This is a genomic window from Bacillus sp. FSL R5-0709, assembly GCF_038004785.1.
Taxonomy (GTDB): Bacteria; Bacillota; Bacilli; order Bacillales; family Bacillaceae_G; genus Bacillus_A; species Bacillus_A mycoides.
The window spans coordinates 757,745-773,607 of record NZ_JBBORT010000001.1 but is presented as its reverse complement, the minus strand read 5'-3'; the positions used below and the strand labels follow the sequence as shown (position 1 = coordinate 773,607).

Here is a 15,863-nt window from a genome sequence, read left to right as displayed (position 1 = left end):
TGTTCACAAGTTTTTCACATTTTATGGAAATGATATGTGTAAGTTTTCCACATTACCCATCTAGGAGGAGTTTATATGTACAAGAAAATCGCAGTAAGTATGACTATGGCAGCATTATTGTGCGGGATATCTGTCTTTCCTGCTTCCGCTGCCACGCCAAAAGAAGTAACAATGCACCATCATAAGCCTATTTCAGAAGAAGAAATGCAGTCGCTCGAAAAACTCGGCTATAATAAACATGAAATTTGGAAAGCTGCCCACATTGCAAGAATAAGTAAAAAAGAAATTAAGGACGTTTTAGCTTACTATAAGCAAAATAAATCTTGGGAGAAAACAGCCGAGCATTTCGGTGTAGACCCAAGTAAATTGAAAAAGCATCATATGAATAAAGAAACGAAAAAAGCACTACTGCAAAAATTAGCAAATATGCAAAAGTCCACACCAGATGGACTGAAACAAAAAATGAAAGAATATAACATCGGCTTACGCCAACTTACCGTGTTAACAATCATCTCCCAAAAAAGTAATACCCCTCTTGACGATGTACTAAAAATGAAAAAAGATGGGATGGATATTAAACAAATTGCGGAAAAATTAAATGTTAAAAAAGAAGATATACGGGCAGAAATGATTAAATTAGTGAAGTCTATTAAAGAAAAGAAAACAAATTAGCCTGTCAAAAAGGAAGAGATATTCAATACTCTTCCTTTTCTTTATGAACTTTCAATTTTCAAGTATAAATTCCCGTCTTTCCCAAAAACTAACATAAGAAAATGATGTAGTAAGGGGTGAGAAAATGTTTCGTTTATCGTCTAAAAAGAAGAAAAAAACAATCTGTTCCATTCCAGAGTTTATCCATACTATGAAAGAATCGAGTGATTTCGTTTCTTATAACATCGTAGAAGATGGGACATTATGTTTGTTTTACTATAAATCTACGGCTGAATCACTCCTCATTAATCGATTCATTTTAACACCTATAAAAAGAGAATTAGATCACATTGAAAATATAAGTGATATAGCAAATATCGTCACACTTGAGGAGATTATCACTGGCCCTACTATTGATGACATTCGTGAAAAATTATTAAGTGGATATGTACTTATACAACTAAAAAATGATTCTCAAATCGCAGAATATGCACTTATTCGTGCTGAAAGTTCCGTTTTAGGTACACGGCTATATAACGATACTGAAAATGAATATAGTGTCATCGGTCCAAAAGTCGGATTTGTTGAGAATATCGATACAAATATACACTTACTTCGGCGAAATATCGTCACAGAACAATTAGTTTTCAAAGAAGTTATAGTTGGTTCTATATCAAAAACAAAAGTCGTAGTTGCTTACATCGAAGATATTACGAATGAGCAGCACGTTAATACTGCGATGCAGCGCCTACAAGACATTGACTTTGATGTTCCTTTCGATGCAACTATGATTGAACAGTTTATTAGTGATAACAGCAACTCTCCCTTCCCTGTTTTACTTCCTACAGAGCGTTTAGATCGCTCCGTTTATGCATTATTGAATGGAGGAGTCGTCATTTTAACAGACGGTTCACCTTACGCATTAGCTGGACCAGCGACATTACTCGATTTCTTCGTCTCTCCAGAAGATTATTATTTACCATGGATAGCAGGCTCATTTCTTCGAATGGTTCGCTTTTTCGGAGCAGCATTCTCGCTATTTTCATCAGCTATTTATACAGCTGTATTAACGTATCACTATCAAATGATTCCTGCGGATTTACTAGGTCCGATTATTTTTTCAAGAGCTAATGTACCCTTTCCGCCCATTTTAGAAGCACTTTTTTTAGAAATCACAATCGAATTGCTCCGTGAAGCTGGAGCACGATTACCTACAAAAGTTGGACAAACAATCGGCATCGTTGGCGGGATTGTAATTGGCCAAGCATCTGTTCAGGCTGCTTTAACGAGTACCATTTTATTAATTGCAGTTGCTTTATCAGCACTCGCTTCTTTTACAACACCAACTGTAAAAATGTCTTCTACTATCCGGATACTACGATTTCCACTTATTCTTTTAGCTGGTGCATTTGGGGGCTTAGGTCTCATTGTAGGATTCGTACTCATATTAGCTCATTTAATTCGCTTAAAATCACTTGGATCACCTTATTTATTACCTCTATATCCATTTCGCGGTTTAGGAACGGCAGAAGGTCTCTTTCGCTTGCCATTTAGTCAAACTGCAGGACGTGCCTCTTTTCTAAGACCAAAAAAGAAATGGCGCTATGATCCAAACAAAGCGAAAGAAAAACATGATGGTGAAGAGAAATGAAAAATACTTTATTATGCTTTTCCATTATCATTTTAATTTTCCAATCCGGCTGTACACAACCGAATATAGTAGACACACAGCGAATGATTCATATAGGTGGATTTGATATAACGAAAGATAAAAAATTTCGCGGGACAATCTTATATCCCGATTACACAAAAGGCGTTCAATCAAAACCAGAAACTCAGTCAACTACCGCAGATACAATTGAAACAATTTCTTCACTTCTAAACGCCAAATCACCACATACGATCGCTGTAGGTCAAATGCGTGTTGTCCTATTTGGAAAATCATTTGGTGAACGTGGAATTGGGGATGTTATTAACAACTTACAACGTGATCCTAATATTGGCCGAGATGTTCAACTAGCACTGGTAGACGGTTCTACAGAAAAACTGCTCAAACATATTAAAACAAATGGATCACTCTATCTGTCTGACTTACTGGAGCAAAACATAGAAGCCGAAACGATTCCACGGACTGCTTTAAATATTTTTTTATATAACTTTTATTCATCAGGATGCGATCCATTTCTTCCTTATATTGAAATTGATGAAGACAAGTCTGCTTCCATTAAAGGACTCGCTTTTTTAAAAAAGGATAAAGTGGTTATGTACACAGATAAAAAAGGATCTTTTTTATTGAAATTACTCCTTAATCCAACTACAAATGGTCGTTATGAAGTTCCAATACAGCAAGGTAACCATAAAGGATTAATTGCCACTCAAAACTTATCTGGAAAGAGCGTTTGTTACCTTTCCGATACTGGTGACATTCCGAAAGTTAACATCCACTTAAAATTAAATGGACTCATAAAAAGCGCTCCAAACTGGCTTGATTTAGCGAAAAACGAAAACATAACTTACATAAAAAAACATGTAGAAAAAACAGTTGAGAAACATTTAAACGAATTAATAAAACAATTCCAAGAAAAAGAGGTCGATCCGATAGGGATACGGGAAGAAATTCGTAGTCATTCAAGAAAATGGACTATAAAACAAATTCAAGAAATGTACCCTAATGTAGATGTTGCTGTTCACGTACAAATCAATGTTGTGCAATCTGGTATCGGAGAATAGTGAGGTGTTACAATGGCTGAGCAAAATAAAACAATGACTGTTTCCCCTTATTTCACATTTCTTTTATTACACTCTCTTCAAATTGGAGTAGGCGTGTTAGGATACCAACGAGTTATTGCACAATATGCTGGTTATGATTCTTGGATTTCCCTTATTGTTGCGGGTGTCTTAACTCATATCGTACTGTTTTGTATGTTAAAAATGTTAGATAAAGACAATGATTTGATGACCATTCATACGACATGTTTCGGAAAATGGATTGGAACCTTTTTGTCTATGTGCTTTGCTGCATATCTTCTGTTATTTTGCCTTACTGTGCTTCGTACATATATCGAAGTCATTCAAGTATGGGTCTTTCCTACAATTAAACCATGGAAATTAACATTATTATTTTTACTCGTGACGTATTACGTAATAAAAGGTGGCTTCCGCTCTGTAACAGGAATGTGTTTTTGGGGAGTCGTAATACCGATTTTCGTACTATTCTTCTTAGTTTTCCCTATGAAATACGCACATGTCCGTAATATTTTACCTATTTTCACCCATTCACCTGCAGACATTCTATATTCAGCGAAAGCATCTGCATTAGAGTTTCTTGGATTTGAAGCAATCCTTATCTTTTACCCACTTATTAAAAAGGGAAAATCGCTACATAAATGGGCACATGGCGGGATTGCTTTCACAACTATTTTATATGTAGTACTAGCAATCGTTTCCCTTATGTACTATAGTCAGGGCCAACTGCATCATACAATTTGGCCTACTTTAACAATGCTAAAAATTATTAAAGTCCCATTCATTCAGCGATTTGAATACATTATTATTTTCATCTGGTTTCTTATTATTTTACCTAATCTTTGTTTAACCATTTGGTCTTCTTGTCGTATTAGTAAATACTCTTTTCACATACCATTTAACATTACATTGCCATTGTTTATCGCGACTATATTTGTTTCATCTTTGTTTTTCACAAACAGGGAAAGCATCAATACATTAAATACCGTACTATCTCAGGCTGGATTGTATATTGTATACGCTTATATCCCAATCTTATTTCTATTCCATTCACTACGATGGCGCTTCAAAAATCAGTCGAAAAAATCTTCACCCGACACACCATAATCTCTGATACAATTTTATTAATACATTTGTAAAGGGGACAAGCGAATGAAAAAGTATGTATTTTCTTTACTTGTAGTACTGAGCTTAATTCTTACTGGATGCGGGAGTACTGGTACAAATGAAAAAAAATCTTCTGAATCAAAAGAAGAGCATGACCACGCATCGCATACTCAGCAAGCTGACATTCAAGAAAAGACAAAAGGAGTCGACACACTTCCGGCCTTCCTAGACAAACTTGATCCACAAATGAAAGACATCTATACTGTCGCTGGACAAAATGCTGAACTATTGGATTGGATTCCTTGTTACTGCGGTTGTGGTGAAAGTGTAGGACATAAAAATAATAAAAATTGCTTTATTCGTGAAATCAAAAAGAATGGTGAAGTTGTTTGGGATTCCCATGCAACAACTTGCGTCAATTGCTTAGAAATTGCGGTTGAATCTGCTTCGATGAAACAAAAAGGAAAATCAACTCTTGAAATTCGTAATTATATTGATAATAAATACAAAGAAGGATATGGGAAACCAACACCTACGCCAATGCCAAAAGCTTAAAAAACGAGGAGACTCCTCGTTTTTTTCTTTTCATTCACTTTTTTTCTTAACAAATTCTTTCAAGTGTATTTCTCCTCGCTTGTCACACACTATATATAACTCTTCGGTAAGGAGGGTACACAGTGCAAACATATAACGACTATGACAAAGCTCTCTATTACACGTATTGCTGTAATTGGGATAAACTACTCGTTTTAATGGTCCAAACGAATGATCAACTATTTTCTAAGCGTATTGAACACTTTTTACACGCTTATCAATACAGTAAAGAATTACCAGAAGTTGACAAACAATTGCAGCTCCTATTTCAATATATTGACCACGCATCCCAAAAGTCACATGTAGAAGAAGTAGAGCAAATTCAAATGTAAAATATAGCGCTATTCTCTTTATGAGAATAGCGCTTTTTTAAAATGTTTATATCAATAAAAGTTTCTCCTTATAAAACTTTTATTGATAAACATATTTTTTCTTTCTTTTCCCTACCACTTCATACTATAATTTAGTATGTAACTATTATAAGTGAGGTATAAAATATGGGACGAGAAAAAAAGCAAGAGTATGCTTTATTTACTGCATGGGGAGCTTCGTTTATTGCTACATTAGGAAGTCTATACTTTTCCGAAATTATGAAATTTGAGCCTTGTGTCCTTTGTTGGTATCAACGTATTTTTATGTATCCATTTGTTTTATGGCTCGGTATCGCTGTAGTAAAGAAAGACTATCGCATTGCAAGTTATTCTTTACCAATCGCAAGTATTGGTGCTTGTATTTCTTTATATCACTATGCAATTCAAAAAATCGCAGCATTTTCAGCTGCTGGGGCAGCTTGCGGCCGCGTACCTTGTACGGGAGAATACATAAACTGGTTCGGCTTTGTGACAATCCCGTTTTTAGCACTTATCGGCTTTATCACAATCGCTGTTTGTAGCTTCATCGTAATTAAAAACAAATAAGGAGATGAAAGAATGAAAAAAATGCTTATATTTGGCGGTATTATTATCGCCTTGTTTGCAGCAATTTTCGCTGTAACACAAATGGAAGAAAAAAATGCTTCAACGAGCCAAAAAATTGATAATGCTACTAGTCAAACAGATGGTTCTGACTACTACACAAATAAAATCTCTCTTTCAGATCTCCAAAAGAATTTAAAAGAGAAAAAAGAAGAAACAGTATACTTTTATCAAACATCTTGCGTTCATTGCCAAAAATTATCTCCTATCGTAGTACCAATGGCTAAAGACTTGAATGTTGATATGAAAGTTATGGATATTGAAAAATTAGATGCTCCTTGGGATGAATATAAAATTAAAGGAACTCCAACAATCATTCATTTTAAAGACGGTAAAGAAGTGAGCCGTATTAGCGGCGAACAACCGGAAGACAAATTAAAAGAGTGGCTTGAGCAAACGAAAAAATAATAAGAAAAGGAAACTCCTTCTATACATGAAATGGGCGTAAAATCCCACACTAATGTATGAGGAGGGGGTTTTATGCCAGAAGTGAAATGCTCTGTTTCCAATTGCTCATTTTGGGGACAAGGTAACCTTTGTCAAGCAAGTGCAATCGTTGTTCAACCTGATGCACAAGAAGCAGGTCAAATTGAAAACAGTTCATATACAAACGCTACTTTAACAAACGAGACGCTTGAAAGTTCTGTAACAACGAGTGTAGAAACGTGTTGTCATACATTTAAACCGAAATATTAACACTTATTCCACCTCATATACGTGAGGTGGTTTTTCTTCTTCTCTTCTTGTTTACGTAACCTTTAATTCTCCCTATAATAAAATTAAAAGTTTTTTATGAATATGAAGGTGGAATACTATGGCTAAAACAATTGTAGATATCGCCAAATTAGCTGGGGTTGCAAAAAGTACTGTCTCTCGTTACTTAAATGGTGGCTATGTAAGTAATAAAACAAAAAAGAAAATTGAAGGTATTATTCAAGAAACGAATTTCTCTCCAAATACATTTGCGCAAAGTTTAAAAGCGAAAACAACAAATTTAATTGGCGTTATTATCCCCCGATTAGACTCCTTTGCTACAACAAAAACACTTATTGGTATTGATAATGCTTTACAGGAAAATAACTATCAGATGCTTGTTGCAAATGCGAATCAAAAAATTGAAACAGAAATTCAAGCAATGGAAAACTTTATAAAGCAAAAAGTAGCTGGCATAATTTTATTAACAAAAACTTTAACAAAAGAGCATAAACACATCATCGCTAATTCTACTACCCCTATTTTATTTGTTGGTCAAGAATATGAGAATCAATATTGCCTCGTTCACGATGATTTTGACGCTGCTTATGAGCTAGGAGCATACGTATTATCACAAGGACACCGCCATATCGCTTATTTAGGAGTAGAAAAAGATGATATTTCTGTTGGTGTAAATCGAAAAAATGGTTTTCAAAAAGCCATTGAAAATTTAGAACCTACTTGCATCGCTTCTTACTACGAAACAACTTTCAAAATAGAAGATGCGATGAAACAAGTACAACATATTTTAGATAACAACCGTCCTACTATTATCGTATGTGCTACAGATAATATCGCTCTTGGAGCCATGAAAGTAATTCATTCTAACCACCTTTCCATACCAAATCATATATCTGTAGTAGGATTCGGTGGATATGATATTTCTGAAATGGTACACCCTAGCTTAACGACAATCGCATTTGACTATGAGCATGCTGGTAAGCTTGCTGCTACTTCCCTTTCGCAGCTTGTTGAAAATAAAACAATCCCTAAAATATTACATTCTCGCTATACATTAAAAATTCAAGAAAGCGTTGACAAAATTTAAAGGCGCTTTATAATAAAATTAAAACCGGTTCCACATTTAAAAAACAGGATTTTCACATCACGTCCCTGTTTTTTATTTTAACCAAAAACGGAACCGGTTCCACAAACTCGAAGTATATAGTAAGGGGGAATTTTTATGGATATGAAACAAATTGCAGCTCAAGTCTTACAGAACATCGGAGGAACAGAAAACATTATTCGTGCTACTCATTGCGCTACTCGCCTTCGTCTTGTACTAAAAGATGAAACAAAAATAAACACGTCAGAAATCGAAAACATTGATGGGGTTAAAGGTGCTTTCGCAACGAATGAGCAATACCAAATTATTTTTGGCACTGGCGTAGTAAACAAAGTGTATGATGAGTTTTCAAAACTAATCGGAATAACTGAACTTGATTCTACGGCATCAAACGATCTTCCTAAGAAAAAAATGAATCCGATTACTCGCCTAGCAAAAACGTTATCCAATATTTTCGTTCCAATTATTCCAGCCATCGTTGCAAGTGGTTTACTTATGGGACTACTCGGAATGTTGAAAGCGTTTAAATTAGTTCCTAGCGATCACCCACTTATCCAATTACTTGATATGTTCTCAAGTGCAGCTTTCGTTATTTTACCTATTTTAATCGGTGTTAGTGCAGCCAAGGAATTTGGAGGAAATATTTTCTTAGGTGCCGTTATTGGTGGTATATTAACTCACCCAAACTTAACAAATCCTTGGACTCTTGCAAACGCAAAACCAACTGTTTTACATTTCCTCGGTATGGATATTGATATGATTGGCTATCAAGGCACTGTTTTACCTATTTTATTATGCGTATACGTTATGAGTACAATTGAAAAAGAACTCCGCAAACGAGTTCCGAACTCTTTAGATTTATTAGTTACACCGTTCTTAACAATTATTATAACTGGCTTTTTATCACTTATTATTATCGGACCAATTGGATATAAAATCGGTGACGGTATTACGTACCTTTTAAATACTATTTATCAATTTGCAGGACCAGTGGCTGGTCTTATATTCGGTGGTCTATATTCAACAATCGTTCTTACTGGCTTACACCATAGCTTCCACGCTATTGAAGCTGGCTTACTTGCTAATAAAGATATCGGTGTCAATTTCTTACTCCCTATTTGGTCAATGGCTAACGTCGCCCAAGGCGGAGCTACTTTAGCAGTTTATTTCAAAACAAAAAACAAAAAAACGAAAGAAATCGCAATTCCAGCAGCAGCGTCAGCATTTTTAGGAATTACAGAACCAGCTATTTTTGGTGTCAATTTAAAACTTGGTAAACCATTTATTGCAGCTGCTATTGGTGGCGCAATTGGAGGCGCTTACGTTGTTTGGATGCAAGTCGCAGCCAATGCATACGGTTTAACAGGTATTCCAATGCTTACAATTGTTGCACCGCTTGGCATGATGAATGTGATTCATTATGTAATCGGCTTCGCTATTGCAGTTATTACTGCTTTTGTTGCCACTCTCATTTTATATAAAGAAAGTAAATAACAACGAGGTAAAAACCTATGTCGAAATATAAAACAATACTGCAATCCAATAAAGAAGAATTACATTCTTTATATACAATTGCAAATCAAGATTCATGGAAACCGATTTATCATATTCATCCGCCATATGGATTAATGAATGATCCTAACGGTGTATCATACTACAATGATGAATATCATGTTTTTTATCAGTGGTATCCATTTGGCCCGATTCACGGAATGAAACATTGGGGGCATGTAAAATCAAAAGATCTTATTAACTGGGAACGAATGCCTGTAGCCATTATCCCTACCGAAAGCTATGAGTCACATGGCGCATATTCTGGTAGCTCTATTATAAAAGATGGGCTTCTTCACTTATTGTATACAGGGAATATAAAGAAACCTAATGATTCTCGGGATGCTAAACAATGTATGGTAACGATGGATTCTCAATATACGATGACTAAGTATAGTAATAATCCTGTTATTGATATGATTCCTGACGGATATACGAAGCATGTACGTGACCCCAAAGTATGGAAAAATAACGATACGTACTATATGTTACTCGGAGCACAACGTGAAAATAAAACGGGTACTCTATTATTATATAAGTCACTAGACCTATACAGTTGGAATTTCCAAGGCGAGGTTAAAACAAATTTAAAAGAGTTCGGATTTATGTGGGAGTGCCCCGACTATTTCCAATTATTAGGGAAAGATATGTTACTCTTTTCGCCACAAGGAATCGAAAAAGACGAGGGGAATTTTCAAAATGTATATAATGTCATATATGCAATCGGAAATTTCGATATTGAAAATTTATATTTCCATATTGATTCGTATTACGAAGTTGATAAAGGTTTCGACTTTTATGCCCCTCAAACTTTAGAAGATCAATCTGGACGCCGCCTTTTATTTGCTTGGGCGGGCTCAAGCGAAATAACATACCCTTCTGATGATTATATGTGGGCTCATTGTTTAACACTTCCACGAGAACTAACGTTAGAAAATAATATATTAAAACAAAAACCAGTTTCAGAACTAAAAAAACTAAGAACAACAAAAAAAGAGATTTCAGGTGACATATCAACTGGATTAAACGTACTGGCGACCCTTGGCCATGAATGCTCATATGAATTAATTGTAACTCTTAAAACAGATGATGCGAATAACTTTGGCCTTTCTCTCTTCCATAATGAAGAAGATTCTTTCCCGATTATATTTAACCGTGAAAAAGGAACTGTTTCCATAGACCGAAGCAACTTCCATCACCAATTTGGCGGAGAATATGGATATGAACGCTGTGAAAAAATTGATATTCAAGATACGATAGACCTCAGAATATTTGTAGATAATAGCATCGTAGAAATCTTCTTATATGATGGTTCCACTGTCTTTACGTCTAGAGTATTTCCGCGAAAAGACATTACACATCATATCGCAATCTTTTCAGATGCAAAACTAAACTTTACAATTACACAATATAAACTTAAAAGAGGGATTATATGAGAAATGTTTTTTGTATAGGTGAATTATTAATTGATTTCGTTTGCCGAAACTCCAATGTTTCTTTAGTAGATGGTACTGATTTCGAAAAGAAAGCTGGTGGAGCTCCCGCTAACGTTGCCGCTGCTATTACAAAATTAGGTGGACATGCTACATTTATGGGGCAAGTAGGAAATGATCCATTTGGTGATTTTCTAGAACAAACTTTACAACGTGCTCATGTTGACACTTCAATGCTCATAAAAGATAAACAAACAACGCTTGCTTTCGTATCTATCGATAAAGATGGTGAACGTGATTTTATTTTTATGCGTGGGGCTGATGGTCAATACACCTTTAATAAAATTAATTTAGCAAAAATAAAAAGTAATGATCTAATACATTTCGGTTCGGCAACTGCCTTATTATCAAGTCCATTAAAAGAAACATACTTTCAACTATTACAATATGCAAAAGACAATAATCACTTTATTTCTTTTGATCCAAATTATCGAGATGCACTTATTACAGATGTAGAACAATTTTCTCAAGATTGCCTATCCTTTATAAAACACGCACATTTCGTAAAAGTAAGCCAAGAAGAAGCAACGATGCTTTCTAAAGAAACTAATCTACAACAATCAGCACTAAAATTATTAAATTACGGGGCTAAAGTTGTAGCTATCACACTTGGAAAAGACGGTACTCTTCTCGCGACAAAAGAAGCTCAAATCATTGTACCTTCTATTTCAATTAAACAAGTAGATACAACTGGTGCTGGTGATGCTTTCGTCGGAGCGATGTTGTATCAAATTTCTAAAAATGAACAAACGCTTCCTCAAAAATTCACAGATTTAGCCGAGTTTGTCTCTTTTGCAAATAAAGTAGGTGCCATAACATGTACAAACTACGGAGCAATCGCTTCACTTCCATCATTGGCAGAGGTAAAAGCATACGATTAGTCGTATGCTTTTTTACATTCCTCTCCAAACATCATGCATCATAAAAAAGTACAAAATAACGAGAAGGACCGTCCCGCATAAAGTAATGCGCCGATATACACTCTTCTCCCCTTCCCTCGCTTTAACAAATGCCCAAATAAATCCAACGAACAATATTAAATCAATATATGGAACATAAAAGGAGAAGACGAGTAACGCATATAAATACACGATAAATAAACAAGTCGTGATTAAGAAAATTTTAAATGCAAATTCACTTTTCATAATGTGACCGCCCCCCAGTCTGTACTGTATTATATTCAGCAAAACATAATAGTTGCTGTTTCAATTTTTTTATCTCACTATTTACAGGCGCGCGATTGGTATGAAATCATTAAAACCAACTAAACTTCATCACAAATAAGCTACCGCCTATACACGGTAGCTATTATGGAACATTATATTTCCTTTTATATATGTTACTTAAAATCGAATAAGGTAATTGCTCATAACGAATTTTTTCTCCCGTTACATCTACAATATACAAATTGTTTCCTATATAATAGGTTCCATCTTTTCGTTTGGAATACACTGTATATTTTTCATTTGGCAATACCGTTTTTACTTTCGTCAATTGTCCATTTGGTTCTTGCCAATATATATTTACACGATCTACTAACGTAAGCATTCCAATTTGTTCTTCTTCTACTTTACGACCATTCCAACTCACAACCCGATAACCAAGCTTATACGCTTCATATTCGGGACTCGTATGAAAACGAGAAATAATTACTTTCGTCTGTAATTGTACCCGGTCGTATAACCATTGTATGTCCCGATCGTGCATGCGAATACAACCATTCGACTCCCTGCTTCCAATCGTCCATTCCCGATTTGTTCCATGAATTGCATATTCCTTTTTATCTAGACCTAACCACCTCGTACCGAGAGGGTTATTCGGAGCACCCCCAGCTATTTTTTTACGATGGTATTCTTTATTTTTATATTTAGTTATAATACAAAAATTACCCTCAGGCGTCGGGGTCCTGTCTTTTCCTGTCGTTATCGGAAATGTCTTAGTATAGTTTCCATCTTCAAAAAAAGACAGCTGATTCGTCGTAAGGTTAACTAATATTAAATGATCTGTATTAGCAAAAACGCTAGCTGGCAGGCAGAAAAATAGGATTACGATAAACCATACTTTCTTCATCTAAATCCTCCCTAGCACTAACATCATAATAAAGTGAAACTTTACTCGTTGGGGGATTTTGTCCATCCCCACTGAGGATTAGCCTTCACCAATCGAGCATTTACGGACATTTATCTCCCACCTAACTTCCTTGTATTCACCGAATTGTTAGGTAGGAGTCTTACTGCCCGCAAATAGCGGGATAAATACAATTAACTTTACTTTGCTCTTATAAATGAAAACTATCCATTCACAATTACTCCACCATTTACATGCATCATCTGTCCCGTTACATATGCCGAATCACTAGACGCTAAATATACATATGCAGGCGCTAATTCATACGGCTGACCAGGCCTTTGCATAGGAACATTACTCCCAAACTGTGATACTTTTTTCTCATCAAAACTGGATGGAATAAGCGGTGTCCAAATTGGGCCTGGTGCAACACCATTTACACGAATTCCCTTTTGTACTAACGACTGAGATAGCGATCTTGTAAAAGCGACAATCGCTCCTTTCGTTGCAGAATAATCAATCAACGTTTCATTTCCTTCATACGCAACGATAGATGCCGTGTTTATAATTACATCCCCTTGCTTTAAATGAGAGAGGGCTGCTTTTGTAACATGAAAATAAGAAAAAATATTAATACGGAACGTTTTTTCTAGCTGTTCCGCTGTAATATACTCTAGTCCTTGCTGCGGATATTGCTGTGCGACGTTATTCACAAGAACATTTAGCCCCCCTAGCTGCTGGGCGGTCTCTTCTACAATCTCTTTACAATGTTGTTCATTACTCAAATCTCCCGGCAATAATACACAATTCACGCCTTCTTTTTCCACAAGTTGTTTCGTCTCAGTTGCATCTTCGTCCTCATCTAAATAAGCAATCGCAATATTTGCTCCCTCTTTTGCAAAAGCGATAGAAACAGCTCTTCCAATCCCGCTATCTCCTCCTGTAATTAATACATTCTTTCCTTTTAACTTTTCACTTCCTTTATAATTTGGATCTTCAAACTTTGGAAGAGGATTCATTAACGATTCAATACCAGGTTGTTTATTTTGATGTTGTGCTGGCATTGTTAAAAAGTTTTTTTGCTGCGGCATAACTTCCTTCAACTCCTTTCCCCTTATAATGCGCACAATAAAAAAAACTACTTACACATTAAAGAACCGCAATGCACACACAGTTTTACGATTAATATTCGAATTTACGACATAAAATATGAGTTGTTCTAAAGTTTTTATGCAAAACTATTGCAAAATAGTTAAAAAACGAATATTATATATAACTGTTGTGAAAATTATTCGTAAAAAGAAAGGATGTTTATATGTTTAACCTTTCAAAACATAAAACTTCTATTAAAACTGAAATTATGGCAGGTATTATTACCTTTTTAACAATGGCATATATCATTGTCGTAAACCCTGTCATCCTTGGGGATGCAGGTGTTCCGTTTGAACAAGCATTTACAGCTACAATTATCGCTGCTGTTGTCGGAACATTATTTATGGCGATCTTTACTAATTTACCAATCGCAATTGCACCAGGTATGGGATTAAATGCTTACTTCTCTTATTCTGTTGTAAAAGCCCATGAAGGCATGACTTTCGCAATTGCATTCTCTGCTGTATTCGTAGCAGGTATGATTTTAATTTTGTTATCATTCACATCTTTCCGTACGAAATTAATGGAAGTAATTCCTGAGAACTTAAAACATGCACTTACTGCTGGTATCGGTCTTTTTATTGCTTTTATCGGTTTGCGCTTAACGGGAATTGTTACAAAAAATGATGCAAACTTAGTTGGGCTTGGCGATCTTCACTCTGCTCCAGTTCTACTAGCATTAGCTGGCCTTGGAATTACAATTATCCTTATGTCTTTAAATATAAACGGGGCACTATTTATCGGAATGTTATTAACTGGTATTATCGCTTACTTCACAGGTCAATTAACATTCTCAAGCGGCGTTACATCAATGCCTGGATTACCAGAAGGAATTATCGTTTCAAATCCAATTACTGCTGTATCTGATGTAATTAACTACGGATTATACGGCGTTGTCTTCTCATTCTTCCTTGTTACACTATTTGATACAACAGGTACACTACTTGGCGTTGCACAACAAGGTGGATTTATGAAAGATGGAAAGCTTCCAAAAGCAGGACGAGCTCTTCTATCTGACTCATTCTCAGCAACAATTGGAGCTATGTTCGGAACAACACCATCAACAGCTTACATTGAATCATCTGCTGGTGTTGCAGCTGGTGGTCGTACTGGTTTAACAACTGTTACAGTAGCTGTTCTATTTGCATTAGCAGCATTCTTCGGACCGTTAGTGAGCGCTGTTTCTGGCGTTTCAGCTATTACAGCACCATCACTAATTATCGTTGGTAGTCTTATGATGGGCTCAGTTCGCCACATCGATTGGGATACATTCGATGAAGCATTCCCAGCATTTTTAGTAATCTTAAGCATGCCACTTACATCAAGTATCTCAACAGGTATTGCACTTGGATTTATTTCATACCCACTTATGAAAGTGGCAAAAGGACAATTCCGTGCTGTTCACCCACTTGTGTATTTATTCGGGATCTTGTTCGCTTATCAATTAGTTTTCTTACCACATTAAAATCCCTCGTTGTGAGGGATTTTTTATTTACAAAAAAACATTTGACAACAGCATACACTTATGGAATAATTCGAAATAGTTAAATATTCGATGTCTTATCAAGAGCAGGTGGAGGGATGAGCCCTACGAAGCCCGGCAACCGACCCATTTATGGGCACGGTGCTAATTCTTACAACACATTGTGTTGAAAGATAAGAGTAATATGATAAGACGTCTTTTCTATATGAAAAGACGTTTTTATTTTC

17 protein-coding genes and 1 riboswitch are annotated in these 15,863 nt (G+C 35.6%); of the genes, 14 read left to right on the top strand and 3 right to left on the bottom strand.

The window, feature by feature from the left end; translation table 11 throughout:
- Nucleotides 1–75 precede the first annotated feature (75 nt).
- The 13 genes from MKX37_RS03955 to MKX37_RS03895 all read left to right on the top strand — a co-directional run bounded on the left by MKX37_RS03955 (nt 76) and on the right by MKX37_RS03895 (nt 11,815).
- Nucleotides 76–672 carry a hypothetical protein gene (locus tag MKX37_RS03955; protein ID WP_002087481.1) on the top strand — a complete coding sequence of 199 codons (597 nt, stop codon included), beginning with the start codon at nt 76–78 and terminating at the stop codon, nt 670–672.
- A gap of 124 nt (nt 673–796) precedes the next feature.
- Complete coding sequence (locus MKX37_RS03950) at nt 797–2,302, top strand: spore germination protein (RefSeq protein WP_033729732.1); 1,506 nt, start codon at nt 797–799, stop codon at nt 2,300–2,302.
- Entirely contained in the window at nt 2,299–3,381 is a 1,083-nt protein-coding gene (gene gerYC, locus MKX37_RS03945; RefSeq protein ID WP_016126588.1) for a spore germination protein GerYC, read from the top strand. The genes MKX37_RS03950 and gerYC overlap by 4 nt, the downstream gene beginning before the upstream one ends.
- A 12-nt stretch (nt 3,382–3,393) precedes the next feature.
- Complete coding sequence (locus tag MKX37_RS03940; protein ID WP_000840531.1) at nt 3,394–4,503, top strand: GerAB/ArcD/ProY family transporter; 1,110 nt, start codon at nt 3,394–3,396, stop codon at nt 4,501–4,503.
- 45 nt (nt 4,504–4,548) lie between these two features.
- On the top strand, nt 4,549–5,058 hold the full coding sequence (locus MKX37_RS03935) for a PCYCGC motif-containing (lipo)protein (protein ID WP_002186740.1): 510 nt from the start codon (nt 4,549–4,551) through the stop codon (nt 5,056–5,058).
- A 122-nt stretch (nt 5,059–5,180) separates the two neighbouring features.
- On the top strand, nt 5,181–5,429 hold the full coding sequence (locus MKX37_RS03930) for a YhdB family protein (RefSeq protein ID WP_001195459.1): 249 nt from the start codon (nt 5,181–5,183) through the stop codon (nt 5,427–5,429).
- A gap of 165 nt (nt 5,430–5,594) precedes the next feature.
- Entirely contained in the window at nt 5,595–6,014 is a 420-nt protein-coding gene (locus tag MKX37_RS03925; RefSeq protein WP_000532256.1) for a disulfide formation protein C, read from the top strand.
- A 12-nt stretch (nt 6,015–6,026) separates the two neighbouring features.
- Nucleotides 6,027–6,479 carry a thioredoxin family protein gene (locus MKX37_RS03920; protein WP_002029885.1) on the top strand — a complete coding sequence of 151 codons (453 nt, stop codon included), beginning with the start codon at nt 6,027–6,029 and terminating at the stop codon, nt 6,477–6,479.
- A 72-nt stretch (nt 6,480–6,551) separates the two neighbouring features.
- Complete coding sequence (locus MKX37_RS03915) at nt 6,552–6,767, top strand: DUF1540 domain-containing protein (RefSeq protein ID WP_002029883.1); 216 nt, start codon at nt 6,552–6,554, stop codon at nt 6,765–6,767.
- A 118-nt stretch (nt 6,768–6,885) separates the two neighbouring features.
- Nucleotides 6,886–7,872: a LacI family DNA-binding transcriptional regulator gene (locus tag MKX37_RS03910; protein WP_002125369.1), complete on the top strand. Its 987-nt coding sequence runs from the start codon at nt 6,886–6,888 to the stop codon at nt 7,870–7,872.
- Between the two features lie 135 nt (nt 7,873–8,007).
- Nucleotides 8,008–9,384, top strand: coding sequence for a sucrose-specific PTS transporter subunit IIBC (locus MKX37_RS03905; protein WP_002125367.1), 1,377 nt, complete (start codon nt 8,008–8,010; stop codon nt 9,382–9,384).
- A 17-nt stretch (nt 9,385–9,401) separates the two neighbouring features.
- A complete protein-coding gene (locus MKX37_RS03900; protein ID WP_063226061.1) occupies nt 9,402–10,877 on the top strand; it encodes a glycoside hydrolase family 32 protein in 1,476 nt (491 codons plus the stop codon).
- The gene (locus MKX37_RS03895; RefSeq protein ID WP_016126587.1) at nt 10,874–11,815 is read left to right on the top strand and encodes a carbohydrate kinase family protein; all 942 of its coding nucleotides are present in this window, start codon (nt 10,874–10,876) and stop codon (nt 11,813–11,815) included. The genes MKX37_RS03900 and MKX37_RS03895 overlap by 4 nt, the downstream gene beginning before the upstream one ends.
- A gap of 12 nt (nt 11,816–11,827) precedes the next feature.
- Here the strand turns inward: MKX37_RS03895 and MKX37_RS03890 are convergent, their stop codons facing one another.
- From MKX37_RS03890 to MKX37_RS03880, 3 genes are all read right to left on the bottom strand, one after another.
- Entirely contained in the window at nt 11,828–12,079 is a 252-nt protein-coding gene (locus MKX37_RS03890) for a hypothetical protein (RefSeq protein ID WP_002029881.1), read from the bottom strand.
- A gap of 163 nt (nt 12,080–12,242) precedes the next feature.
- Nucleotides 12,243–13,004 (bottom strand): L,D-transpeptidase, encoded by a 762-nt coding sequence (locus tag MKX37_RS03885; protein ID WP_002029880.1) that lies wholly within the window; start codon nt 13,002–13,004, stop codon nt 12,243–12,245.
- 221 nt (nt 13,005–13,225) lie between these two features.
- Complete coding sequence (locus MKX37_RS03880; RefSeq protein ID WP_002087502.1) at nt 13,226–14,092, bottom strand: SDR family oxidoreductase; 867 nt, start codon at nt 14,090–14,092, stop codon at nt 13,226–13,228.
- Between the two features lie 224 nt (nt 14,093–14,316).
- On the opposite strand from MKX37_RS03880, the gene MKX37_RS03875 reads away from it, so the two are divergent.
- Complete coding sequence (locus MKX37_RS03875) at nt 14,317–15,618, top strand: NCS2 family permease (RefSeq protein WP_002029878.1); 1,302 nt, start codon at nt 14,317–14,319, stop codon at nt 15,616–15,618.
- A 92-nt stretch (nt 15,619–15,710) separates the two neighbouring features.
- Nucleotides 15,711–15,816, top strand: a riboswitch (SAM riboswitch).
- Nucleotides 15,817–15,863 lie beyond the last annotated feature (47 nt).

Excerpts from the sequence above, each read along its gene's own strand:
- MKX37_RS03955 (WP_002087481.1), top strand. The coding sequence starts at position 76 with ATGTACAAGAAAATCGCAGTAAGTATGACTATGGCAGCATTATTGTGC.
- MKX37_RS03950 (WP_033729732.1), top strand. The coding sequence starts at position 797 with ATGTTTCGTTTATCGTCTAAAAAGAAGAAAAAAACAATCTGTTCCATT.
- gerYC (WP_016126588.1), top strand. The coding sequence starts at position 2,299 with ATGAAAAATACTTTATTATGCTTTTCCATTATCATTTTAATTTTCCAA.
- MKX37_RS03940 (WP_000840531.1), top strand. The coding sequence starts at position 3,394 with ATGGCTGAGCAAAATAAAACAATGACTGTTTCCCCTTATTTCACATTT.
- MKX37_RS03935 (WP_002186740.1), top strand. The coding sequence starts at position 4,549 with ATGAAAAAGTATGTATTTTCTTTACTTGTAGTACTGAGCTTAATTCTT.
- MKX37_RS03925 (WP_000532256.1), top strand. The coding sequence starts at position 5,595 with ATGGGACGAGAAAAAAAGCAAGAGTATGCTTTATTTACTGCATGGGGA.
- MKX37_RS03920 (WP_002029885.1), top strand. The coding sequence starts at position 6,027 with ATGAAAAAAATGCTTATATTTGGCGGTATTATTATCGCCTTGTTTGCA.
- MKX37_RS03915 (WP_002029883.1), top strand. The coding sequence starts at position 6,552 with ATGCCAGAAGTGAAATGCTCTGTTTCCAATTGCTCATTTTGGGGACAA.
- MKX37_RS03910 (WP_002125369.1), top strand. The coding sequence starts at position 6,886 with ATGGCTAAAACAATTGTAGATATCGCCAAATTAGCTGGGGTTGCAAAA.
- MKX37_RS03905 (WP_002125367.1), top strand. The coding sequence starts at position 8,008 with ATGGATATGAAACAAATTGCAGCTCAAGTCTTACAGAACATCGGAGGA.
- MKX37_RS03900 (WP_063226061.1), top strand. The coding sequence starts at position 9,402 with ATGTCGAAATATAAAACAATACTGCAATCCAATAAAGAAGAATTACAT.
- MKX37_RS03895 (WP_016126587.1), top strand. The coding sequence starts at position 10,874 with ATGAGAAATGTTTTTTGTATAGGTGAATTATTAATTGATTTCGTTTGC.
- MKX37_RS03890 (WP_002029881.1), bottom strand. The coding sequence starts at position 12,079 with ATGAAAAGTGAATTTGCATTTAAAATTTTCTTAATCACGACTTGTTTA.
- MKX37_RS03885 (WP_002029880.1), bottom strand. The coding sequence starts at position 13,004 with ATGAAGAAAGTATGGTTTATCGTAATCCTATTTTTCTGCCTGCCAGCT.
- MKX37_RS03880 (WP_002087502.1), bottom strand. The coding sequence starts at position 14,092 with ATGCCGCAGCAAAAAAACTTTTTAACAATGCCAGCACAACATCAAAAT.
- MKX37_RS03875 (WP_002029878.1), top strand. The coding sequence starts at position 14,317 with ATGTTTAACCTTTCAAAACATAAAACTTCTATTAAAACTGAAATTATG.